The organism is Bacillus sp. JH7 (assembly GCF_001563515.1).
In the GTDB taxonomy this organism is placed as follows: domain Bacteria; phylum Bacillota; class Bacilli; order Bacillales; family Bacillaceae_G; genus Bacillus_A; species Bacillus_A cereus.
The window spans coordinates 95,327-119,168 of record NZ_LPUS01000011.1; the positions used below are offsets into that span (position 1 = coordinate 95,327).

Here is a 23,842-nt window from a genome sequence, read left to right on the forward strand (position 1 = left end):
TTTGAAATAGACTAGAATATATTTCTTTTGTTGCTTTATATGAAACTGTTAACATTTATTTTAGAACATTCAGAAAAACTGTTTGACATTAGGAAATTATTGCTATAAAATCAACGGTAATTGCATAGTCTTATCAAGAAAAGGTGGAGGGACAGGCCCGATGAAACCTTGGCAACAGCCGTATAACGGAATTGTGCCAAATCCTGCAGGTAGTAATCCTGAGAGATAAGAAAGAGCCTTTAGAGCGTGTTTTCAAACTGCTCCTTTCTTGTTTTCAGGAAAGGGGCAGTTTTTTATTTTGTATAAAAGAAAGGAGAATGAGAGATGGGAGAATCATGGGGAAAAGGAACAATTTGTGTGCAAGGTGGCTATACGCCAAAAAATGGTGAACCACGTGTTTTACCACTTTATCAAAGTACAACATATAAATACGATACTTCAGATGATTTAGCAGCCCTATTTAACTTAGAGGCAGAAGGATATATTTATACACGTATTGGAAACCCTACTCTAGCCGCATTTGAGCAGAAGTTATCAGATTTAGAAGGCGGTGTAGGAGCTGTTGCAACGGCTTCTGGGCAAGCAGCTATTATGCTCGCAGTTTTAAATATTTGTAGTAGTGGGGATCATTTACTTTGTTCTTCAACGGTTTACGGGGGAACGTTTAATTTATTTGGAGTGAGTTTGCGTAAACTGGGTATTGATGTTACGTTCTTTAATCCAAATTTAACGGCAGATGAAATTACGGCGCTTGCTAATGACAAGACGAAACTTATCTATGCAGAATCGTTAGGAAATCCAGCGATGAATGTTTTAAATTTTAAAGAATTTTCAGCTGCTGCTAAAGAATTAGAGGTACCTTTTATCGTTGATAATACATTAGCAACTCCTTATTTATGCCAGGCGTTTGAACATGGGGCAAATATTATTGTTCATTCTACGACGAAGTATATCGATGGGCATGCGAGCTCCTTAGGCGGTATTGTAATTGACGGTGGAAACTTTGATTGGACAAATGGAAAGTATCCTGAACTTGTTGAACCAGATCCAAGTTATCACGGTGTAAGTTACGTTCAAAACTTTGGTGCAGCAGCGTATATTGTGAAAGCACGTGTTCAGCTATTAAGAGATTATGGAAATTGTATGAGCCCATTCAATGCATATATTAGCAATATTGGCTTAGAAACATTGCATTTACGAATGGAACGTCATAGTGAAAATGCTCTTGCAGTTGCTAAGTGGCTTGCTAGCCATGAACGTATTGAATGGGTGAATTATCCGGGCTTAGATAGTAATGAAAATTACTCATTGGCACAACAGTACTTGAAAAAAGGCGCTAGTGGTGTTTTAACTTTCGGTATTAAAGGCGGATTAGAAGCAGCAAAAGAATTTATCGCAAATGTAAAACTAGCAACTCTTGTAACGCACGTAGCTGATGCACGAACTTGCGTTATACATCCTGCTAGTACGACGCATAGACAATTAAATGCTGAAGATCAGCGTTTAGCTGGTGTTACATCTGATTTAATTCGTTTATCAGTTGGTATAGAAGATGTTTCTGATATTATTGCAGATTTGGAAGCAGCTCTAGTTGGGGGCAAAACACATGCCGATCATAATTGATAAAGATTTACCGGCTCGCAAAGTGTTACAAAAAGAAAATATTTTTGTAATGACGAAGGAGCGAGCGGAAACACAAGATATACGCGCTTTAAAAATTGCTATATTAAATTTAATGCCAACGAAGCAAGACACAGAGGCGCAATTACTTCGCTTAATTGGAAACACACCGTTACAATTAGATGTTCATTTGCTTCATATGGAATCACATCTATCTCGTAATGTAACGCAAGAACATTTAACAAGCTTTTATAAAACGTTTCGTGATATTGAAAATGAAAAGTTTGATGGGCTCATTATTACAGGAGCGCCAGTGGAGACCCTCGCTTTTGAAGAGGTAGATTATTGGGAAGAGCTTAAACATATTATGGAGTATTCAAAAACGAATGTAACATCTACGCTCCATATTTGCTGGGGAGCACAGGCTGGCTTGTACTATCATTATGGTGTTCCAAAGTATCCCCTTAAGGAAAAAATGTTCGGTGTATTTGAACATGAAGTTTGCGAGCAACATGTGAAATTGTTACAAGGATTTGATGAATTGTTTTTTGCTCCGCATTCTCGTCATACAGAAGTACGAGAGAATGATATTAGAGGAGTGAAAGACTTAACATTGTTAGCAAACTCTGAAGAAGCAGGTGTTCACCTTGTTATTGGGCCAGAAGGAAGGCAAGTGTTTGCCCTTGGACATAGCGAATATAGTTGTGAGACGTTAAAACAAGAATACGAACGAGATCGTGACAAGGGATTAAATATTGATGTGCCAAAAAACTATTTTAAACATAATAATCCAGATGAAAAGCCGCTTGTTAGGTGGAGGAGTCATGGTAATTTATTTTTTTCTAATTGGTTGAATTATTACGTGTATCAAGAAACCCCTTATATATTGTAAAGAAAGATTGTGTAACACGTGGCAACGTTTTCCTTGTAAAGGTTAACCTTTATTTTTCCGAATGTTCAAAATACATTGTTTTTCAGATTTTTTACTCATATAATTTCATCTAAACACAATTTTTGAGGGGTGGACAGTACTATGAAAGAAATTCAAGTTGGGTTATTAGGTCTTGGGACAGTTGGCAGTGGTGTGGTTCGTATTATTACGGATCATCAAGAACGACTCATACACCAAGTAGGTTGTCCAGTGAAGGTAACGAAAGTATTAGTGCAAAACATTGAGAAAGAGAGAGAGGTAGAGGTACCTTCTACTCTATTAACACAAGATGCAAATGAAATTTTAGATAATCCAAATATTGATGTTGTCATTGAAGTGATGGGTGGCATTGATGATGCAAAATCATATATTTTACAAGCTTTAAAAAGCGGAAAGCATGTTGTAACTGCAAATAAAGACTTAATGGCATTACATGGGGCGGAACTATTAGCGACAGCAAAAGATAATAAGGCTGATTTATTCTATGAGGCGAGTGTGGCAGGGGGAATTCCAATTTTACGCAGTATCGTAGAAGGACTTTCCTCAGATCTTATTACGAAAGTAATGGGAATTGTAAATGGAACGACAAATTTTATTTTGACGAAAATGTCAGACGAAGGGAGAGCATATAACGACGTGTTAAAAGAAGCCCAACAACTTGGATTTGCAGAAGCAGATCCAACATCAGATGTAGAAGGTTTAGATGCAGCAAGAAAAATGACGATTTTAGCTACTCTCGGTTTCTCTACAAATGTAGAGCTTGGAGACGTGAAAGTAAAAGGGATTACCTCTATTACAGAGGAAGATATTGAATATAGTAAGAGCTTAGGTTATACAATTAAATTAATCGGTCTTGCAAAACGAGATGGTGAAAAATTGGAGGTTACAGTTGAACCAACTTTACTTCCAAATACACATCCTCTTGCGGCAGTACAAAATGAATATAACGCTGTGTATGTTTACGGTGAAGCAGTTGGGGAAACGATGTTTTATGGACCAGGCGCAGGAAGTTTACCAACAGCGACAGCTGTTGTTTCGGATTTAGTTGCTGTAATGCAAAATATTAGATTAGGGGTAACAGGAAATAGTGCTGTAGTCCCACAATATCAAAAAGTATTAAAAGAGCCCGACGAAATTGTCGTGAAAAAGTTTTTAAGACTGCATGTAAAAGACGAAATTGGTGTATTTGCAAAAATTACTTCATTGTTCTCTGAGCGCGGAGTTAGCTTTGAGAAAATTATTCAAATGCCGCTTGAAGAGAAAGGAAAGGCTGAAATTGTAATTGTAACGCATCGTGCGTCTCTTGCTGATTATGATTATATTCTACATACGTTGCAAGGGTATGAAGAAATAGATTGTTTGAAAGCGAACTATCGAATTGAAGGGGATGCTAAGTAGTATCCTTACCATAAAACAGAAAGAGCCTATTAAGCAGCTTGCTTAATAGGCTCTTTTCTATTTAAAATCTGCGTACCAACTTGAATAAATGCTTGGATAATCCAGCCTGTTGTAAAGGATAAGATGATTGTTCCAAAATAGATAGGTCCGTCTAATAAAAAGCTTAACGTTAAAAATAAAAAGGCTAATGAAATCTCTGTTCTTCTAAACGTCCATTTTTTCTTCTCAGCAACCGTTAAAACGAAAGCTTCTTGAGGCGCTGCGCAAAGGTTTGTAGAGACGTAAAGACCAATTCCAGCTCCAACGAATAGATTTCCGCAAATAAGTGTTATATATTTTGGAAGAGAGCGGATAGCGTCCATAATAGTTGTAATGGAACCAATCCAATCAACAAAAAGAGAAATAAGAACCATCGTTACAATTGTACCGATTGTAATTTGTTTTTTATTCCAAAAGAGTACGATAAGTGTAAAGGCAAAGTTAATCATAAAAATCCAAAAACCAATACTTATGCCAAAATTTTGATATAGTGCAATAAAGAAGGAATCATAAGGGCTAAGTCCAAAGGAAGTAATTGTCGTCATCATATTAATACCGATGGCAAGAATGAGTAAACCGCCAATGAAAAATATATATTCTAATTTGAATCGAAGCATAGTTGTATATCCTTTCTAAATGTATTTGCTAGGAAAGGATATATTGTGGAAAGCTTACCAGGTCAAGGGAGAATTTTTGTGAGAAGGGGAAAATGAGATGACAAATATAAGAAAGATTGCTGAACTTGCTGGAGTATCTGTTTCAACTGTTTCACGTGTACTAAATAATCATCCGTACGTAAATGAACAGAAACGAAAAGAAATTTTAGCGATTATAGAAGAATTAAATTACACGCAAAATGTGAATGCAATTCATTTAGTGAAAGGAAAAACGAATGTAATTGGCGTTTTATTGCCACACGTAAATGATCAATATTATAGCGCTATTATCGAGGGGATATCAAAAGAGACAGCAAAGAATAATTATAATATGATGCTTTGCCAGACGAATTATAGCGAAGAAAGAGAACTAGAAATTTTAAATATGTTAAAAATGAAAAAGCTTGATGGGGTTATTATTTGTTCTCGGGCAAATAGTAAGGAGAAGCTTGAAGAATATACAAAATTCGGCCCGATTGTTATGTGTGAAGAAATAGATTCAAAATACATTTCAAGTGTCCATATCGATTACTACAAAGTATTTTCACTTGGGATGAAAAGCTTAATAGATGCCGGTCATACACATATTGGATATTGTATTGGAAGAAGTAATAGTGTTAATAGCCAAAGACGAAAGAAGGCATATGAAGATTCGCTTCAACAGAGTATCGTAACACCGTTAGAGACCTGGAAATTTGAGGGTTGTTTTACAGTGGAAGATGGACGCAATGTAATTAGAGAATGGGCTCATATGTCAGTAAAACCGACGGCGTTCCTTGTATCTTGTAACCATATTGCAGCGGGGATGGTTACAGAAGCAAAAAAACAAGGAATTTGTATTCCAGAGGATATTACGATTATCGGGTGTGATGATCAAGAGGTGGCAGATATATTGGGTATAACGACGATTTCGCATTCTAGTAAAAACGTTGGAGTAAAAGCGTTTGAATTATTATATGAAAAGATTAATGAAGAGAAATTAGATGTGAAGCATATAGAGTTATTACCAGAGTTAGTAAATAGAGAAACGACGTAATTGAGAAGGTGTGAAAATCGCTTTTCAAAATTTCGTTTGGTATAATTATGGACAATCTATGAGGGCTAAAAGGGGTTTTGATATGAGATCAAAAGTAGTAAAAGTAATTCTACTCATTACAATTGCATCTTTCTGTTTATTTGCATATGGCTTTGTTTCAGGTGTAAATGATGTATTAAATCCGAAAGCTTCAAATTTAATTAAAAAGACCGATGTAGTGGCAAAAGAGAAAAAGAAAACGGGAACGTTACAAATCGTTAGTTTAGGTGATTCATTAACGCGTGGCGTTGGTGATAAAGAAGGAATTGGCTATGTTGGGCGAATGAAAGAGGATTTACAAAAAGATTATAAGCAAAAAATTGCATTAACAAATTTAGCAGTTAGTGGTGCAAAAATGCCCGATTTATTAAAACAAATTGAAAGTAATGGCGCTCAATATTCAATTAAGCAAGCAGATGTAATCGTGTTAACGATTGGTGGGAATGATTTGTTCCCAGGCTGGGAATCGCTTGGGAAAATAGATTTAGAGACGTATCGTCCTGACACAGAAACGTTTCAAAATGAAGCAAAGAAAATTATAGAAGAAATTCGTAAATTAAATACAGATAGTCCGATTTTTTGGCTTGGTTTATACAATCCTTTTGAAGATGTAGAAGATTTAAAAGGGTCTTCAAACATTGTTGTGAACTGGAATGCATCTTTAGAGAAGTTAGCGCTAAACGATAAAAATGTGTATATTACACCGACATTTGATTTATTCCAAAACCGCGGGAAAGATTTATTATACTCTGATCATTTTCATCCGAACGAAGTAGGTTATACGTATATGGCAGAACGTTTAGTTCAAAATGTTGTAAGTAAATTAAAACTAGAACAAGGAGGGGTAAAATGACGACGATACTTTCCGTACGAGATTTGAAGAAGGTAATTGGAAAGAAGACTCTTGTAGAGAATATTTCCTTTGATGTAAAGCAAGGAGAAGTGTTCGGGTTCTTAGGACCAAATGGTGCTGGAAAGACGACTACCATTCGAATGTTAGTCGGATTGATTAAGGCGACAGAAGGTACGATTTCTATCGGTGGTTATTCGATTAAGGAAAATTTCAGAGAAGCGATGCGTCAAATTGGGAGTATCGTTGAAAACCCAGAGTTGTATACATATTTAACGGGATGGGAAAATTTAAAGCAATTTGCTCGTATGTTAGGTGATATATCAGATGAACGTATTATTGAAATTGCTGAAATGGTTCATTTAGATGAAAGAATTCATGACAAGGTAAAAACGTACTCACTTGGTATGAAACAACGCCTTGGAATTGCGCAGGCGCTCCTTGGGAATCCAAAATTGCTCATATTAGATGAGCCAACGAATGGTTTAGATCCAGCAGGGATTAGAGAACTTAGGGAATTTATACATAAGCTTGTAAAAGAAGAAAATATGAGCGTGTTTATTTCAAGTCACTTGCTAAGTGAAGTGCAAATGATATGTGATCGCGTTGCTATTATTCATAAAGGAAAAATGATAACAGTTGCCAAGGTTGAAGAATTAATTAAAACAGCAAGTGATCGTGTAGAATGGATTGTTACACCAATTTCTAAGGCGAAAGATATGCTAGAAGCGGCCGAAGAAGTAAGGGAAGTGAGTGTAGAAGGCGATCGATTACTATGCCGCATGGATATTGCATCTATAAGTAGTTGGAATAAACACTTTGTCGAAAATGAAATAGATGTACATAGCGTTAAGGAGCTTGTATTTACGCTAGAAGATTTATTTATTGAACTCACAAGGGGTGAGCAGCATGCGTGAATTTGCGAATCTAGTTTTAAATGAATCAGAAAAGATTTACCGTAAGAAACGTATTTTTGTTGTCATGCTTATTTTAGCAATCTTGATCCCGCTTTTTGTGTATGCGCAGTATCGTGAAATAGAAACGACACAAAAAAGACTCGGTACAACTGATTGGAAGGTTTCATTGCAACAGCAAATTGTTGATTCTCAGAACCGGTTGAACAATTCTAGGTTGCCAGAAGAATGGCGTGATTGGTTAAAGGTAAGAGTTGAGCAACAACAATATTATTTAGATCATGATATTAATCCGATGGCACCGGGTGCACCGACTTTTGTCAGATCATTTATTGAACAAGGAATTACATTATTTATTCCGCTTCTCGTAATGATTGTCGCCATTGATATCGTTTCAGGAGAACGAAGTGATGGGACGATGAAGATGTTACTTACGCGGCCAATTCGGCGCTGGAAAATACTCCTTAGTAAATACGTGACGATGTTATTTTTCATTTCGCTCATACTGTTTCTTGTAGGTTTGTTTGCTTACATATTATCAGGGCTTGTATTTGGATACTCGGGATGGAATTTACCTGTTTTAACAGGATTTGTTATTGATAAGGAAACGCTAAATACGAACTTTGTGCATCTTATTCCGCAGTGGCAATACATCTTAATGGCGTATGGACTAGCATGGTTTGTTGCTATCGTTGTCGGAACTATATCATTTATGGTCTCTGTTTTAATTCGTAATACACCAGCTGGTATGGGCGTTATGCTAGCTGCATTAATTGCAGGCGGTATTTTAAGCTCGTTCGCAACATCTTGGGAAGGCGCCAAATATATTTTTAGTGTGAATTTATCATTAACGGATTATTTATCAGGAAAATTACCTGCATTACAAGGTTTATCGATGGGATTTTCTTTGATGAATTTAACTGTTTGGGCAGTTGTTTCTCTTGTTATTTCGTTCGTAGTATTTACAAGACAGGATATGGTGAATTAATTAGACAGGAAGTGACAGTATGGAAAATGTTTTAAAGAATGATTGGGAGCCACTATTGGCACCAGAATTCGAGAAAGAGTATTATCTTACTCTATCCAGTTTTTTGACAGAAGAATATAGCACGCATGTTGTTTATCCGAAGGTAGAAGATATTTTTAACGCTCTTCAGTATACAAGTTATGAAAATACAAAGGTTGTTATTTTAGGACAAGATCCATATCATGGACCGAATCAAGCGCATGGTTTAAGCTTTTCTGTGCAACCTGGTGTTAAAACACCACCGTCATTGTTAAATATGTATAAAGAACTTCGAGATGAATATGGTTATGAAATCCCGAATAACGGTTATTTAGTAAAATGGGCGGAACAAGGAGTATTATTACTAAATACCGTATTAACAGTTCGTCAAGGCGAAGCAAATTCTCATAAGGGAAAAGGATGGGAGCACTTCACAGATCGTGTAATTGAACTATTGAATGAACGTGAAAAGCCAGTTATTTTCATATTGTGGGGGCGCCATGCGCAGGCGAAGAAGAAGTTAATTACGAATCCGAATCATCATATTATCGAATCTGTACATCCAAGCCCACTATCGGCAAGACGTGGTTTCTTTGGTAGTAAGCCATATTCTAAAGTAAATACGATTTTAGCTAATATGGGCGAAAGAGAAATTGATTGGGAAATTCCAAATTTATAAATAGAAAAGGTAGTTAACAGTCGTTAACTACCTTTTTATTATTATTGTTGCTCGTTCTTTAATTTTGCATCTAGTACAAAAGTGCCAAATGGGATAACTGATGAAACAAATGCTCCAAGTGCCCATAAAATTGATTTACGGTGTACGATTGTTACTTGAATTACTGCAAAGATGAATAGAATAAATAGAACACCATGAGCCATGCCTGTAATTTTAACAGCTGTTGCAAATCCTGCGAAATATTTCAATGGCATTGCTACAAATAATAGTAATAGGAAAGAAATACCCTCAACTAGTCCAATTGCTCTTAATCGTCCGATTGGTGTAGATAACATAAAGTAGCCTCCTTTAACGTATGCTTGTATATAGTAAATTTGTATTCTTTTTCAAAATAAAATAGTCTATTTTGTTTCATTATATACAAAAAGAAAGTTTACACTACGAGAATAGTGCAAAGTTCAAAATATAGTCACAAAAGCATGAGAATTTAAATAAAAACCTATTTGAAGTATTTGACTTCAAATAGGTTTTGTGAATGAAAATATTAAACAAGTACATCCGTTTTTAAAACGAATTTCTCTACAACTTTTGCAACACCATCGTTCATATTTGTATCTGTTACGTAGTTTGCAATTTCTTTAATATCATCAGGTGCATTGCCCATTGCAACGCCAAGACCAGCAAATTCAATCATCGCTTGGTCGTTATAGCTATCGCCCATTGCGATAACTTCTTCACGCTTAATGCCAAGCTTTTGGATCAGTTTGTTTAAGCTCGTTCCTTTTGTAACACCAGCTTCAGTAAATTCTAAGAAGAATGGTTTCGAACGCATCACGCTTAATTGGCCTTCTAGCTGTTTTTGTAGTTTCTTTTCAACTTCAACAAGGCGTTCAGCTTCTTTATTCATTAATACTTTTACTACGGGCTCTTTAACTGCAGCTTTAAAGTCATCTACTACAACAATTGGCATACCAGTAATATCGCCCTCAATTTCAGTATAAGGATTATTTTCTTCCGTTACGATATCATCGCCCATATAAGTATGAATCCATACATCTTCAGTTTTACTAATTTCAAATAGGTTGTGAACGATTTCAGGAGATAGTGTACTACTAAAGATTTCTTCGTTTGTTTTACAGTTAATAATTTTTGCACCATTAAAAGATAGAATGAAACTGCCGTATTCTTCTAAACGAAGTTCTTTCGCTACATTGCGCATACCGAACGTTGGACGTCCAGAAGCAAGTACAACCTTTACGCCTTGCTCTTGTGCAGTCATTAACGCTTCTTTCGTACGAGGTGAAATAGTATGGTCATCACGTAATAAAGTATCATCTAAATCTAAAACAATCATTTTATAAGTCATATAGAAAATTCCTTTCTTTAATTGAAATCAAAATACATGTTCATGAAGAGATTGAGGAATAATAGTAAGACATCAAACCTCTTTGAAAAGAAGTAGATAAATTATTATGAGTGTGTTGCTCATAATATTGGTTAATAATCATTGGGGATGAATAAAACCCCAATGATTAAAGTTTGATTTTATCGTAACAACTCTAAAGGTAGAGTGCAATAATGGAAGTTTTCCAATTTAAGATATTTGTTTTGCTGTGGAACGAGAAAATAGTATTTCTAGCAAGATTGCCATTACAGATCCAAGAACGAGACCATTACTTAAAAACGATGCTAGAAATGGTGGAAGTGTGGAATATGCTCCTGCTGGAACAAACATAACTCCGACTCCTGTAAAGATTGAAAGACCGGCTACTTTAAATAATCGTTCTTTATCCTGGACAGTTTCGTATTCTCGAAAGGCGAGGCCAATCATGCTTGCGAATACAGGATAAATAGCGGCATAACCAACTGCAACAGGGATTGCTGCAAAGAATGAAGTAATCTTTGGAAATATACTAACGACAATAATAAAGCTTGACCCTAATATAAACGGGAGACGTTTATAAATATTAGTCGTTGCAATAAAACCTGCTGATCCAGAAATAGCGACAGGCCCAATAGCTGAAAATAGGCCGCCTAGCAATTGGTTGATTCCTGTTATAATGCCAGCTTGTTTAAAACGATCTGATGCAGCGTTTTCTTCATATTTAGAGACAACCTTTTGTACAACGCGAATACTTGCTAACATATTTGTTAGAAGTAAGAGCGTAACGAAAATGACCGTAATTACCATGTTCCATTCAACACGAGGCATTCCGAAAACAAATAAGGATGGAAAACGGATTATGTCTGTCACTGGTGTTATTGGATTAGATAATCCGAAGCATGCGAATAATATCCAGCCGCATACGATACTGAAAAGAACGGAATATTGTCCAATAATAGGTAGCTTCATGATGAAAAAGGATAGTAAAATAACAATGAGTGAAAGAATAAATACGTTAGGTTGTACTTCTGTATGTTTTCCATCAAGGCCAAACATTCCCTTTAAGAAGGAGCCACTAAGCTGCGCGACAAGAAGAAATAAATACGTTCCAATGACTGTCGGTGTAAAATAGCGAACGAGTTTATCAATAAGTCCAAAAACGCTAAGAATAATACAAATAATACCACTTAATAAGAAAGCATATTGAAGAACTTTAAGTGTCTCATTATTTGATCCAAATAGTACGACGCCTAAACTTGCGTAAAGAGAGAAAATTCCCCACCAAAGGCCAGCAGGACCTTCTTGAATAGGAAGTTTATGCCCAAATATAGCTTGCAAGAGACCAGCAAAACCTAGAACAAATAATGTTCTTTGTACAAATGCGATGGCTTCAGCGCCATTAAGACCATAACTAGTTGCGACACTAATTGGTACAATAAGGCTTCCAGCTAAAATAAATAGTGCCCATTGTAAGGCGGAAAGAAATGTCTTCATTATATCAACCTCTTTCATAGATTCCGTATCTAGTATATACGTATTTTATTTCCACTGGCAAAGATTGTAGATAGAGAAAAGAGTTGAAACACAGTATGAATGCACGTAAGCAATTATGGATAGCAGTTATATGTATGACTTTTGTTGTAATTCTAGGAACGATAGGATTTATGACGATTGAAGAGATTAGTTTGTTTCAAGCATTTTGGATGACAATGATTACTGTATTGACTGTTGGATACGGAGATGCCGTTCCTGTAACGCAAGCGGGGAAAGTATTTGCGCTTCTTATTATTCCTGTTGGCGTAGGTATTGTTACGTATGCAATTGGGGTAGTGGCAGCTATGATTATTGAAGGGAATTTATTTCATGCAGTACGGAGGAAGAAGATGGATAAACAAATAGCGCAGTTGAAAAATCATATTATAGTGTGTGGTTGCGGTAGAGTGGGGCTTCAAGTTGTACATGAATTGCAAGAAAAGAATATTCCATTTGTCGTTGTTGATAAAGATGAAAGTATATTGGAGCAGGAAAAGCTTTTATTTGTACATGGAGATGCAACGGAAGATCAAGTATTACATAATGCCGGAATTTTAAAAGCAGCTGGTTTAGTTGCTATTGTTGCAAATGATGCCGAAAATGTATTTATTACATTAACAGCAAGAGGGTTAAACGATACGATTAAAATTGTGGCGAGATCTGAAAAGCCAGAAACTGAAGAGAAATTAAGGCGTGCTGGTGCAAATAAGGTTATTAATCCATCTAGTATGGCGGGTATTCATATCGCAAAAGGTATTGCAAATCCATTAACTGTTCATTATATTGATACAGTGTTGTATGGAGTAGAACAGTCATTTGTCATTGAAGAAATTCTAGTTGGAAAAGATTCAATATTGGTTGGTAAATCGTTACTAGAGAGTAATGTAAGGAATCAGTTTGATGTAACAATATTAGCGATTTCAAGAAATGGGAATATTATACATAATCCGACAGGGCAGGAAAAATTGAAAGAACGTGATATGATAATAGTATTTGGTTCAGTAGAAAAATTGGGACAATTCGAGAAAGAATTACAAAGTACGAGGTGATAAGGAATGCAAATATCTAGCGACAAGATTTTAAATAAAATGGCGAATGAAATTGCGAAGGCAAAAAGTAGTGAAGGACAAAAGTCAAAAGAACATTTATTAGTTGTGCGTGCTTTATGTGACTTATTATTAGATGAACAAGTTGAAACATCTACATATAGAGAACCGAAAATTCAATCGCAAGTAATTGGATCACAACCAGTAACAACTATGCAACCAATTGCACCTGTTTCTGGGGAGCCAGTATATATAAAAGAAAGTGATGCAAACGGTAATTCTTTATTTGATTTTTAGAAGATAAATCGTTTGGCTTATATGCAAAAATTGCTTATGATAAAGGTAAAAAAGGGGAATTAAGATGAAAATTTTCTTTTTACTAGGTTGTATTGCAGCGGGGCTATCTGTTGCGTTAGGGGCCTTTGGAGCACACGGTTTAGAAAATAAAATTTCTGCAAAAATGTTAGAAGTTTGGAAAACAGGCGTTACATATCAAATGTTTCATGCAGGTGGACTATTCGTAGTTGCTTTATTGATGGATAAGGTTCAATCATCACTTTTAACTACTGCTGGTTGGCTAATGGTAGCTGGAATTATTATGTTCTCAGGTAGTTTGTATGCATTAAGTACGACAGGCATTAAGTTCTTTGGTCCAATTACACCTCTTGGTGGTGTAGCGTTTATAGTGGCGTGGATTCTAGTAGGGACTGCAGTTGTAAAAGGATTATAAAAAAACAAAAGCTGGCATTTGCCAGCTTTTTTTATGGTCTTGGAGTATAAGTTGCTTGTTGACTAGGTAAATACGTAATTTCTTCTGGAAACTCTACGTAATCTAAGTAGATCATTAGTAGTAAATAGCGTTTTCCTGATTGCGGTTCACTAATAACAATATGGTCACGGCCAGCTGCTTCAATAATACCTGTATAAGATTGTGTACCAAGGGAACTGCCACGTTCATAAGTCATTACAACCGTAGCTTGCTTACCTTTGTTTAAACGAAGGATATTTTCAATATAGGATTGCTCTAGAGGTAACATGCCTTGAGAAATTGCATATTGAGCTTGCGCAGCTTGAGCTGTTTGTTGTTGCATCGCTTGCTGCTGTTGTTGAGTCATTTGTTGCGGTTGTACATAAGTTCCAGATGGTTGATAAAAACCTGTTCCATAGTACGGATTTTGTTGCTGTGCCATTCAAAAATCCCTCCTCATTTTTATTCCTTAATATACGCTAGGGCAGTCTCCAGCAGATGGCTGGAAGAAGCAGTGCTTTTTAAAGCGACCAGAGTTTTGTTGGTTATACCAAGTCGGTGGACATGCCCCTTCAGGTCTAAAGAACCATAAGGCAAAGTTGGCAGGCCAAAAACGTTGCCCTTGAATGGTCCGTCTCGCTAGGGCAATATCTTGTTCACGTGCCCGTTGATAAAAGTATCCTTTTTGCGTTGCTTCAAAACCGCCGGGGTTTTGATAAACCATTTGACGTAAATTACGAATGCTTTTAAAGTCTAAACAATTTCCGCGGACACGATTTACCCCAACGTTTCCGACCATTAACATTCCTTGTTGTCCTTCTCCTTCGGCTTCAGCACGCATCAGTCTAGCTAACAACTTTACATCTTCTTCGTTATAAGCAATAACTCCCATTATGTGTCACCTCTCTTTTTGGAATACCTTTTGGAAAGAGGTTTATCTCTAGATGAAGTGTGTAACAATTACTAGTTCATACGTATGAGGAAAAGGGCTCAGATATGACAACCAAACGAAGTTTTACATTGAGAGCGGAAAATAAAAAAAGCTAGCGTGAGCCAGCTTTTTTATTAAAAAACTTTAGACCATAAGTTTGAGAAGAAATCACCAATAGAGCGCATTGTTAACACAAACCAATTTGCTTTTTCAACTTCCTCTGTCGTTTTTGCAGTAACTTTCATACTTTTACTACCGTCTAAGAAACCATATTTATCAGTTGATTCTAAAGTAATTGAGCCTACTTTGGCATCTTTCTTAATAGGAGCAACTAAATGTCCATCTTCAGCAAGAGATTTATCTAATTCAGTCCCAATTTTATAAGGTTCTTTGCTACCTTTTTTCGCAATTACTGTTATTTCTTTTTCGGGTGCAACAGTTACTTGGTCTTCTTTCCCTTTTACTACAGAGATTGTATTGTTCTTATTAACTTTTAGTTTTTGTTTTTCAAAGTTATTAAATCCGTATTCGATTAATTCACGAGATTCTGTGAAACGTTCATCCATTGATTTTGTTTTAATAATAACCGAGATAAGACGTACATCACCACGTTTAGCAGTAATAGTAAATCCGTATCCAGCTGTATCAGAACTTCCAGTTTTTAAACCATCAGTACCTTCATAAGCGAAAGCAGCTCCTGGTAACATCCAATTCCAGTTTTCCATACGAATTGGTTTTGGGTGATTGTCTGGGAAGTTTCTAAATCTTTGTTTTGTATCCTCTAGCATTTCTGGATACTTTGTAATCATTGCTTTTGAAAGCATACCCATATCACGAGCTGACATAGAGTTTTCTGCATTTGGATCAGTACCCTCAGGATGTTTTCCTTTTAAGTCAGCGTTATTTAAGCCCGTAGCGTTTACAAATTTATATTTCTTTAATCCTAGCTTTTTAGCATGTTCATTTGCAAGATTTAAGAAGTTTTTCTCACTTCCTGCAAGAAGTTCTGCTAAAGCGATACTAGATCCATTTGCAGAGAATATAACAATAGAATGATATAATTCTTTTACAGTATATTGACGTCCTTTTTCGAACGGTACATTAGAGAATTCATTATTACGAGAGACTTCATAAGCGTAATCAGAAATATTTACTTTCGTATCCCATGTGATTTTTCCTTCTTTAATTGCTTCTAAAACAGCGTAAACAACAATTAATTTCGACATACTAGCAATAGCTAGCAATTCATCGGGATTTTGCTCGTGAAGTATTTTTCCTGTATCTGCATCAAATAAAAGTGCAGCGGCTGCCTCAATATGTATTTTTTCTTCCGCATGGGATGTTGTTACTCCCAAGGAAGAAATTGACAATACAAGCAATAGTAAAATAGACAAAATTTTTTTCATATAGATTATCACCTTCGCATCGTTATTTAGCATATAGCTCGTATCATTTTAGCATATCTTTACATATAAAAAGGTTACAATTTTACAATAAATTTGAAAAAATGTCGGTTTTTCTTCAAAAGTGCAGAAAAAAGGGGATTTTTGAGGATAAATATAGAGAAGAATAAAAAAAGGAACGAATTTCGTTCCTTTTCACCATTTATATGTGTAAAAATTTCTCTACTTTTTCGTCTGGTAAAATGTTTCCAACGAAGAATGTTCCAAATTCACCATAACGAGCACTTACTTCATCGAAGCGCATTTCATATATAAGTTTTTTAAATTGAAGAACATCGTCAGCGAATAATGTTACGCCCCATTCGAAATCGTCGAATCCAACAGATCCTGAAATCACTTGGCGTACTTTACCTGCGTATTGACGGCCAATTTTACTATGACTGTACATCATTTTTTTACGCTCTTCCATAGGAAGCATGTACCAGTTGTCATCACCTTGGCGACGCTTATCCATTGGATAGAAGCAAATATGATTTGCTTTCGGCAATTCAGGATATAAGCGAGCTAAAATTTGCGGGTTTTGGTATGGATCCTCATCAGCTGGAAGATAGTTGCTTAATTCAACAACAGATACGTAAGAATATGCAGGAACCATATATTCAGCTAAAGTTGTTTTATTCAATTCTGTCTCAATTTCATTTAACTCTTCCATTGTTGGACGTAAAATCATAAGCATAATATCAGCTTTTTGGCCAACAACTGTATACATTGCGTGACTACCTTTTTTCGCAGTAGCTACTTCGTTCCATTTTTCAACGACATTTAAAAATTCAGACACTGCTTGTCCGCGTTCGTCGCTAGATAATGTTTTCCATGCAGCCCAATCAATAGAACGTAAATCATGTAAACAATACCAGCCATCTAACGTTGTTGTTGCTTCACTCATTCTATTCACCTCAGTTAATGATAGTTTTACACGTTAACTATAGCATATATAGTTTTAAAATCATCTATATAAAACCTTGGCGCATAAAATTGTCACATTTAAGTGTTTAAGCAAGGTGAATTTAACGGCTGAATTTTATGAAAATATAATCATTTTTATTTTATCTATTTTTTGGGAGCTATAAGTTTAAAATATAGAAGAAAAGCAGTATTCTTAAAGATAGAGTTTTTTTAACATATGTAGGAGGGTTTATTCGTGAGCAACTTATTTACAACAGTAAAAGAAAAAGTTCAAGGAAAAGGCATTTCTATCGTACTTCCTGAAGGAACTGATGAAAGAATTTTAGGCGCTGCAGAGCGTTTAGCAAAAGAAGAGTTAGTAAAACCAATCTTAGTTGGTAATAGAGAAGAAATTAGCGCAAAAGCTGCTAGCATGAATTTAACATTAGCAGGCGTTGATATTTACGACCCAGCTACATACGAAGAAATGGATGCAATGGTAGCATCTTTCGTTGAACGCCGTAAAGGTAAAGCAACTGAAGAAGACGCTCGCAAAATCCTTAAAGACGAAAACTACTTCGGTACAATGCTTGTATACATGGGCAAAGCACACGGTCTAGTAAGTGGTGCAGCTCACTCTACAGCTGATACAGTTCGTCCAGCACTTCAAATTATTAAAACAAAACCAGGCGTTACAAAAACTTCTGGCGTATTCATCATGGTACGTGAAGAAGAGAAATATGTATTCGCTGATTGCGCAATTAACATTGCACCAAACAGCCAAGATTTAGCTGAAATCGGTATCGAAAGTGCGAAAACTGCTGAGTTATTCGGCATTGATCCACGCGTTGCTATGTTAAGCTTCTCTACAAAAGGTTCTGCGAAATCTCCAGAAACAGAAAAAGTTGTAGAAGCAACTCGCATTGCAAAAGAAATGGCTCCTGAGTTAACTTTAGATGGAGAATTCCAATTCGATGCTGCATTCGTACCATCTGTAGCTGAGAAAAAAGCTCCAGGTTCTACAATTAAAGGTGATGCTAACGTATTCGTATTCCCAAGCTTAGAAGCTGGTAATATCGGCTACAAAATCGCTCAACGTTTAGGTAACTTCGAAGCAGTAGGACCAATCTTACAAGGCTTAAACATGCCTGTAAATGACCTATCTCGTGGATGTAACGAGGAAGAAGTGTACAAGTTAGCTTTAATTACAGCAGCTCAAGCACTTTAATTCTATAATGAATTGAAATAAAGACCGTCGCTATTATAGCGACGGTCTTTATTTTTCTAAACCAAGTGCTTTATTATTACGATCAATAATACGTTGTAAATTCGTCTCATATAAAGGAATCTCATCTATTGTTAATTGAGATGGTGTTAACTTTGGAGCGAATTGCTGCAATGTTTTTAAAAGACGCATCATTAAATCTTGTACTGTAATGGTTTCACCAAGTAATTCTGAGAGTGAGGCCATCGTACTTGGTACAATTTCAGGGTACGTAAAGCGTGTTTCTTCCCCTTGAATTGCTAGGTTGTAGAAATCACGAACGAGTGCGGCACGCTCAGAGCCACTTCCGGTAGCGCAAAGATAGATTTGGACAGCGACACCTCCGCGAATACGACGTTGTGAAATACCAGCGAATTTTTGATCGCGAATACTTAAGTCATAACTACCAGGACAGTAAGAGCCGACAATTTCTTTTGCCTCGATAGTAACGTCGTAATCCTTTAACATCTCCTTAATCAAATGCCACATTGTATCGTATCCAAGGTCAATATCGATACCTTTTTCTGTTTCTTGGAATAAAAGTGATACGTTTAAAACACCTTCATCAAGCACGACCGCAAGCCCGCCAGAATTACGGACAATAACATTGAAGTTGTTTTGTTTTAAAAAAGAAATACCTTCTTCTAAATGCGGAAGGCGTGAATCTTGAATGCCAAGGACAATTGTATTGTGATGAACCCATGAACGCATTGTTGCCGCTGACTTGCCATTTCCAATGCTTGTGCATAATGTGTCATCCATTGCGAATGACTGAAGTGCATGGAATGTTGGTCCTAAACTAGATTGATCTACAATGCGCCACTCTGGCTGAGATAAAATGGAACGGGAATTGCTCATATAACTAACCCCTTATCTTTAAAATGACAATCTCTATTATAGCAAAAAATGAAGAATGGAGTTTTCTCACATATAAAGGGGGAGCTTATAGGTGAAATAATAAAAAGGATGCATTACATGCATCCTTTTTATTCTGCAATTTTTTCTAAATTACCGTTTCGGTCCATTCGGAAAGATGTTTGAGAACGTTCTTCGTCATCCATGACTGCCAATTTACGAGCTCGGTTCATAATGTTCATAAGTGTTTCGTAATCTTCTTGTACAGTATGAGATTGCTTTTCTAATTTTTCTAGTTTCTTTTCTAGTTCCTCATTCCGAAGGATTTGTGCTTTAATTTCTTGTTTCAATCTCGTATTCTCGTTTTCAAGAGCTGTCACTTTTATATTTGAAGATCCGACTGTTTGTAAAAAATAAATAACATCTTGCATTGTCATAGAGCTTCTTGCAGCAGGAGCAGTAGATTCTTGATATGGAATAGCTTCTTTATATTGTACGATTGATTCTTCTTGTACTAATTCTTCATAATCAGTTATCGAATCTGAAGCTGGTGGTGTATAAAGTAAACGTTTTTTCGCTTGTTCACCGCTTGCAGCACGCATTTTATCTTTACGATGTTTTTTTGCTAGTTGAAGAGCTTGTTCATAGCTATAGCGAACAACAGCATTCCAGCGGAAACCACAAGCAGCAGATGTACGATTTAACTGATCCCCTACTTCCTCAAATGCATTTAATTGCGTACTTCCTTCTCTAACATGACGAAGTACCGTTTCAGCAAGTAATAAATCATCCTCATCTGTCCAAGCATCTTGTCTTACTTTCATAGATTCAACTCCCTTTCTTTTTATGAACTTCCTATTTTTATAATGGGCAAAAAAATAAACTTTTATACAAAGCTTTTAAAAATATGGTAGATTTCGATGAAAGGTAAAAATTTTCCCATGAATGGTGAGCGCTTCTGTAGGAGAGCATATAAAATATGTAGCATTATGTAGAGAATAGGCTTTGTAGGGAAACTTGCAACGAGCTTCAAAGAGCGGTAAAATACCATTTAGTGTTTATTTTTAAACGTACTTGAGAAAAGTTTAAAATAGAGGAAGTGTTATATAATGGGAAACGAGTTTCGCGTGTGCGATGACTGTCAGGCAACGAACGTTAAAACGTTAGTTCCGAAGTTAAAAAAAGTAGATTCATGTGCAACGATTGAAGTTGGATGTCAGTCTTACTGTGGTCCTGGTCGTAAAAAATCATTCGCATTTGTAAATAACCGTCCAGTTGCGGCTCCAACAGAAGATGAGTTAATCGCAAAAATTGAAGCAAAGTTAAATAAGTAAGAAAAAGAAGAGTGAAAAGATTACTCTTCTTTTTTATGCCCATAAGAGGAATAATTTATTCTGCGAAAGTACTCTTGTATGGACGAACGTTTTCTAAAGGATAGACACAACTTTTGTATTAAAATTCCAATTTGTATAAATTTATATTTCAAAATAATGGTTGACAGTCTTTTAAAGCGATAGGTAGAATAGAAGTGTCTGATTCTGATAATCATTATCAGGAAAATAACAATTCACCTAATTTTTTTATTACTATTTGAGAATAAATTTCATTTCAATAAATATATGTTGTTAGTTAGGATGGTTGAGGGATGGAAGCGAGCGCAAGCAGTATAGAACAGCAAGAAGAGAATGTTAAAGAGATTAAGAGCAGACCGCTTATCGCTTCTATTATTTTAGTAGCGGGTACAGTTTTGTTAGCTTTAAGCATGGCAGTTTCTATTTCTTTTGGGGCTGCAGATATTAGTTTAAAGACTGTATGGCAAGCTGTATTTCAGTTTGATGGATCTATTACACATCATAATGTAATTCAAGAGCTTCGCATGCCTAGAGCAATAGGGGGCGTAGTTGCAGGTGCCTTTTTAGCGGTATCAGGAGCAATTATGCAAGGTATGACGCGAAATCCACTTGCTTCGCCATCGTTAATGGGGATTACAGATGGGGCTGTATTTGGAATTGCAATTATGTATGCATTTTTTCCTAATTCACCTTATTTAATGTTTGTTATCGCATCTTTTATTGGAGCTGCGTTTGGTGCAAGTATTGTATATGGAATTGGGTCTTCTTCACCAGGTGGATTAACACCTGTGAAATTAGCTTTAGCAGGTGCAGCTATTAGCGCTTTATTAGGGGCGATTTCATCTGGAATCGCATTGTATTTCAATCTTGCCCAAGAGGTAAGCATGTGGAATGCAGGCGGAGTTGCTGGAGTGAAATGGCAAAGTATTAATATGTTAGTGCCAATTGGCCTTGTTTGTCTTTTTATCGCAATTATGATGTCGAGATATATTACAATTTTGAGCTTCGGTGAAGAAATTGCAATTGGACTTGGTCAAAATACGACATTAATTAAATTTATCGGAACAGTACTTGTTCTTGTTTTAACGGGTTCCGCAGTTTCCATGGCAGGATCAGTTGGATTTGTTGGTCTTGTAATTCCGCATATGACTCGTTTTCTTGTAGGCTCGGACTATAGATGGGTTATTCCATGTTCTGCGGTCTTAGGCGGGCTGTTAATTGAATGTGCAGATATGTTATCTCGCGTTATTAACCCGCCATTTGAAACGCCAATTGGAGCAATTACAGCGCTAATTGGGGTTCCATTCTTCCTCTACTTAGCACGTAATGAAGGGAGAGGAAAGATGTGAGGACGAGTGTCTTAACAAAAAAGAACATTTCTATATTAACGATTTTAGTAGGACTAATCGTTTCTATATTTCTTATTAGTTTAAATACAGGAACTTTTAAAATCCCGCCAATGGACGTATTAAAGTCATTGGTTGGACTAGGGGCTGAAGATCAGTCTGTTATTTTATTTGAATTCCGTATGCCGCGTATGGTAATTGCTATACTAGTCGGATCTGCTTTAGCTATGTCAGGTGCGATTTTGCAAGGTTTATCACGAAATCCGCTTGCTGATCCAGGTATTATAGGTATTAATGCTGGAGCGGGATTAACAGTTGTTATATTCGTCTACTTCTTCTTCGGGAAAGTAGGGACTGGTACATTTTTATCTGTATTCATTCTTCCATTCTTTGCACTAGTTGGAGCGATATTAGCAGCGGTAATTATTTATTTACTAGCATGGAAAGACGGCGTTTCATCGACTCGATTAATACTTGTCGGTATTGCCGTTGCAGCTGGATTTGGAGCTGTTAGTTTAATTTTCTCTATGAAGATGACATCTAACGATTTTCGTTTTGCTACGATTTGGCTGGCGGGAAGTCTATGGGGTACAGATTGGAAATTCGTATTAAGTGTACTTCCATGGATGGTTATTTTCTTACCGCTTGCTATAAGTAAAGCACACATATTAAATGTAATGAACCTAGGCGATTCTACAGCAGTTGGCCTTGGTGTAAACGTAGAAAAAGAAAGACGTAAATTATTATTTATTGCAGTTTGTTTAGCAGGTGCATCTGTTGCTGTTGCGGGCGGAATTGGCTTTATCGGTTTAATGGCCCCGCATTTAGCAAGGCGCCTTGTTGGTGGTAAACATCAAATTATGTTGCCCACCGCTGCGCTAATAGGAACGTTTTTACTTTTATTCGCAGACGTAATTTCAAGAAGTGTATTAACAACTTCAGAAATACCAGTCGGTCTTGTTATTTCTGTAATTGGTGCACCATATTTCATTTATTTACTTATGAGGACAAAATAAAGGGAGGCTTTTCGTATGGCAACTTTAGCGGTGGATGCGGTATCTGTTGGCTATAATGAAGGTTTAATTATTGACGGGTTAACAGTTGAAATTCCGGAAGGGAAAATTACAACAATTATTGGACCAAATGGTTGTGGGAAGTCCACATTATTAAAAACGGCGTCTCGTATTTTGAAGGCAAAGCAAGGTACTGTTTATCTCGACGGAAAAGCAATTGAGAAACAGCCAACGAAAGAAATTGCAAAGAAAATGGCGATTTTACCACAAACTGCAGAAGTGCCAACGGGTCTTACTGTATTTGAGCTTGTGTCATATGGAAGATTCCCTCATCAAAAAGGGTTTGGCACGTTGAAAGAAGAGGATTATCGCTACATTAACTGGGCACTTGAAGTGACAGGAATGAAAGAATTTGCGAATCGTCCAGCAGAAGCGCTATCAGGTGGCCAACGTCAACGTGTTTGGATCGCAATGGCTCTTGCACAAGGAACAGAATTACTTGTATTGGATGAACCAACAACGTACTTAGATATGGCTCATCAATTAGAAGTATTAAACTTATTGAAAAAGTTAAATGAAGAAGAAGGTAGAACGATTGTTATGGTTATCCATGACTTAAACCACGCTTCTCGTTTCTCTGATCATATGATTGCATTAAAAGCAGGTAAGTTAATGAAACAAGGAACGCCAGATGAAGTTATGACAAGTGAAACACTTCGTAACGTATTTGAGATTGAAGCTCAAATCGTTCCATGTCCAGTAAACTGTAAGCCAATTTGTTTAACATATGATTTAGCGATGATTAGTAATCAATTGCGTAAAAAAGCATAAGTAGAACCCCCTCGTAAAGAGGG

The 23,842-nt window shown here is 36.4% G+C and carries 26 protein-coding genes and 1 riboswitch; of the genes, 16 read left to right on the forward strand and 10 right to left on the reverse strand.

The annotated features are described in order from the left end of the window. The first annotated feature begins 127 nt into the window (after positions 1–127). A riboswitch (SAM riboswitch) is annotated at positions 128–232 on the forward strand. A gap of 92 nt (positions 233–324) precedes the next feature. The 3 genes from AU379_RS17870 (at position 325) to AU379_RS17880 (ending at position 3,949) form a co-directional block, all read left to right on the forward strand. Further along, positions 325–1,623 carry a bifunctional O-acetylhomoserine aminocarboxypropyltransferase/cysteine synthase gene (locus tag AU379_RS17870; RefSeq protein ID WP_044585038.1) on the forward strand — a complete coding sequence of 433 codons (1,299 nt, stop codon included), beginning with the start codon at positions 325–327 and terminating at the stop codon, positions 1,621–1,623. Then, positions 1,607–2,512, forward strand: coding sequence for a homoserine O-succinyltransferase (gene metA / locus AU379_RS17875; RefSeq protein WP_061139577.1), 906 nt, complete (start codon positions 1,607–1,609; stop codon positions 2,510–2,512). Before AU379_RS17870 ends, metA begins: the two co-directional genes overlap by 17 nt. Positions 2,513–2,653: 141 nt before the next feature. Further along, entirely contained in the window at positions 2,654–3,949 is a 1,296-nt protein-coding gene (locus tag AU379_RS17880) for a homoserine dehydrogenase (RefSeq protein WP_000659109.1), read from the forward strand. A gap of 29 nt (positions 3,950–3,978) precedes the next feature. Here AU379_RS17880 and AU379_RS17885 read toward each other — a convergent pair whose 3' ends face one another. Then, positions 3,979–4,605, reverse strand: coding sequence for a YitT family protein (locus tag AU379_RS17885; RefSeq protein ID WP_000943411.1), 627 nt, complete (start codon positions 4,603–4,605; stop codon positions 3,979–3,981). Between the two features lie 97 nt (positions 4,606–4,702). On the opposite strand from AU379_RS17885, the gene AU379_RS17890 reads away from it, so the two are divergent. Genes AU379_RS17890 through AU379_RS17910 form a run of 5 tightly spaced genes read left to right on the forward strand, consistent with a single transcriptional unit; the run spans position 4,703 to position 9,168 of the window. Then, on the forward strand, positions 4,703–5,680 hold the full coding sequence (locus tag AU379_RS17890) for a LacI family DNA-binding transcriptional regulator (protein ID WP_061139578.1): 978 nt from the start codon (positions 4,703–4,705) through the stop codon (positions 5,678–5,680). Between the two features lie 10 nt (positions 5,681–5,690). Next, on the forward strand, positions 5,691–6,572 hold the full coding sequence (locus tag AU379_RS17895; RefSeq protein WP_157462678.1) for an SGNH/GDSL hydrolase family protein: 882 nt from the start codon (positions 5,691–5,693) through the stop codon (positions 6,570–6,572). Then, positions 6,569–7,486 carry an ABC transporter ATP-binding protein gene (locus tag AU379_RS17900; RefSeq protein WP_000207719.1) on the forward strand — a complete coding sequence of 306 codons (918 nt, stop codon included), beginning with the start codon at positions 6,569–6,571 and terminating at the stop codon, positions 7,484–7,486. Before AU379_RS17895 ends, AU379_RS17900 begins: the two co-directional genes overlap by 4 nt. Beyond that, positions 7,479–8,471 (forward strand): ABC transporter permease subunit, encoded by a 993-nt coding sequence (locus AU379_RS17905; RefSeq protein WP_001206497.1) that lies wholly within the window; start codon positions 7,479–7,481, stop codon positions 8,469–8,471. Before AU379_RS17900 ends, AU379_RS17905 begins: the two co-directional genes overlap by 8 nt. A 19-nt stretch (positions 8,472–8,490) precedes the next feature. Further along, the gene (locus AU379_RS17910; RefSeq protein WP_000432520.1) at positions 8,491–9,168 is read left to right on the forward strand and encodes a uracil-DNA glycosylase; all 678 of its coding nucleotides are present in this window, start codon (positions 8,491–8,493) and stop codon (positions 9,166–9,168) included. Between the two features lie 41 nt (positions 9,169–9,209). Here the strand turns inward: AU379_RS17910 and AU379_RS17915 are convergent, their stop codons facing one another. The 3 genes from AU379_RS17915 to AU379_RS17925 form a co-directional block, all read right to left on the reverse strand. Continuing rightward, on the reverse strand, positions 9,210–9,503 hold the full coding sequence (locus AU379_RS17915; RefSeq protein WP_000953396.1) for a DUF3817 domain-containing protein: 294 nt from the start codon (positions 9,501–9,503) through the stop codon (positions 9,210–9,212). Between the two features lie 209 nt (positions 9,504–9,712). After that, positions 9,713–10,534 carry a Cof-type HAD-IIB family hydrolase gene (locus AU379_RS17920; RefSeq protein ID WP_000221382.1) on the reverse strand — a complete coding sequence of 274 codons (822 nt, stop codon included), beginning with the start codon at positions 10,532–10,534 and terminating at the stop codon, positions 9,713–9,715. Between the two features lie 228 nt (positions 10,535–10,762). Beyond that, entirely contained in the window at positions 10,763–12,046 is a 1,284-nt protein-coding gene (locus AU379_RS17925) for a purine/pyrimidine permease (protein ID WP_000847044.1), read from the reverse strand. A gap of 95 nt (positions 12,047–12,141) precedes the next feature. Here AU379_RS17925 and AU379_RS17930 point away from each other — a divergent pair, with 95 nt between their 5' ends. The 3 genes from AU379_RS17930 to AU379_RS17940 all read left to right on the forward strand — a co-directional run bounded on the left by AU379_RS17930 (position 12,142) and on the right by AU379_RS17940 (position 13,861). Then, positions 12,142–13,134, forward strand: a complete 993-nt coding sequence (locus AU379_RS17930) for a potassium channel protein (protein ID WP_000993984.1) — start codon at positions 12,142–12,144, stop codon at positions 13,132–13,134. Positions 13,135–13,140: 6 nt separating this feature from the next. After that, positions 13,141–13,428: a YwdI family protein gene (locus AU379_RS17935; protein WP_001167349.1), complete on the forward strand. Its 288-nt coding sequence runs from the start codon at positions 13,141–13,143 to the stop codon at positions 13,426–13,428. 64 nt (positions 13,429–13,492) lie between these two features. Next, positions 13,493–13,861: a DUF423 domain-containing protein gene (locus AU379_RS17940; RefSeq protein WP_000688315.1), complete on the forward strand. Its 369-nt coding sequence runs from the start codon at positions 13,493–13,495 to the stop codon at positions 13,859–13,861. Positions 13,862–13,892: 31 nt separating this feature from the next. Here AU379_RS17940 and gerQ read toward each other — a convergent pair whose 3' ends face one another. The 4 genes from gerQ to hemQ all read right to left on the reverse strand — a co-directional run bounded on the left by gerQ (position 13,893) and on the right by hemQ (position 17,159). Further along, positions 13,893–14,321, reverse strand: coding sequence for a spore coat protein GerQ (gene gerQ / locus AU379_RS17945; protein WP_000068652.1), 429 nt, complete (start codon positions 14,319–14,321; stop codon positions 13,893–13,895). 27 nt (positions 14,322–14,348) lie between these two features. Further along, the gene (gene cwlJ / locus AU379_RS17950) at positions 14,349–14,771 is read right to left on the reverse strand and encodes a cell wall hydrolase CwlJ (RefSeq protein WP_000538167.1); all 423 of its coding nucleotides are present in this window, start codon (positions 14,769–14,771) and stop codon (positions 14,349–14,351) included. A 173-nt stretch (positions 14,772–14,944) separates the two neighbouring features. Continuing rightward, a complete protein-coding gene (locus AU379_RS17955; protein WP_000722867.1) occupies positions 14,945–16,216 on the reverse strand; it encodes a serine hydrolase in 1,272 nt (423 codons plus the stop codon). A gap of 199 nt (positions 16,217–16,415) precedes the next feature. Beyond that, entirely contained in the window at positions 16,416–17,159 is a 744-nt protein-coding gene (gene hemQ, locus AU379_RS17960) for a hydrogen peroxide-dependent heme synthase (protein ID WP_001287595.1), read from the reverse strand. A 255-nt stretch (positions 17,160–17,414) separates the two neighbouring features. Between hemQ and pta the strand changes: the two genes are divergently transcribed. Beyond that, positions 17,415–18,386: a phosphate acetyltransferase gene (pta, locus tag AU379_RS17965; protein WP_000067225.1), complete on the forward strand. Its 972-nt coding sequence runs from the start codon at positions 17,415–17,417 to the stop codon at positions 18,384–18,386. Positions 18,387–18,434: 48 nt separating this feature from the next. Here the strand turns inward: pta and AU379_RS17970 are convergent, their stop codons facing one another. Together AU379_RS17970 and AU379_RS17975 are read right to left on the reverse strand one after the other, a co-directional pair. Then, a complete protein-coding gene (locus tag AU379_RS17970; protein WP_000071949.1) occupies positions 18,435–19,280 on the reverse strand; it encodes a biotin/lipoate A/B protein ligase family protein in 846 nt (281 codons plus the stop codon). A gap of 128 nt (positions 19,281–19,408) precedes the next feature. Beyond that, a complete protein-coding gene (locus AU379_RS17975) occupies positions 19,409–20,101 on the reverse strand; it encodes an RsfA family transcriptional regulator (protein ID WP_000868358.1) in 693 nt (230 codons plus the stop codon). Positions 20,102–20,386: 285 nt separating this feature from the next. On the opposite strand from AU379_RS17975, the gene AU379_RS17980 reads away from it, so the two are divergent. The 4 genes from AU379_RS17980 to AU379_RS17995 all read left to right on the forward strand — a co-directional run bounded on the left by AU379_RS17980 (position 20,387) and on the right by AU379_RS17995 (position 23,819). Beyond that, positions 20,387–20,611, forward strand: coding sequence for a DUF1450 domain-containing protein (locus AU379_RS17980; RefSeq protein ID WP_000526078.1), 225 nt, complete (start codon positions 20,387–20,389; stop codon positions 20,609–20,611). Positions 20,612–20,922: 311 nt separating this feature from the next. Further along, positions 20,923–21,978, forward strand: a complete 1,056-nt coding sequence (locus AU379_RS17985) for an iron ABC transporter permease (protein ID WP_000388296.1) — start codon at positions 20,923–20,925, stop codon at positions 21,976–21,978. Beyond that, positions 21,975–22,991: an iron ABC transporter permease gene (locus AU379_RS17990; RefSeq protein WP_001260757.1), complete on the forward strand. Its 1,017-nt coding sequence runs from the start codon at positions 21,975–21,977 to the stop codon at positions 22,989–22,991. Before AU379_RS17985 ends, AU379_RS17990 begins: the two co-directional genes overlap by 4 nt. Positions 22,992–23,006: 15 nt before the next feature. Continuing rightward, complete coding sequence (locus AU379_RS17995; RefSeq protein ID WP_000212068.1) at positions 23,007–23,819, forward strand: ABC transporter ATP-binding protein; 813 nt, start codon at positions 23,007–23,009, stop codon at positions 23,817–23,819. Positions 23,820–23,842: the final 23 nt, after the last annotated feature.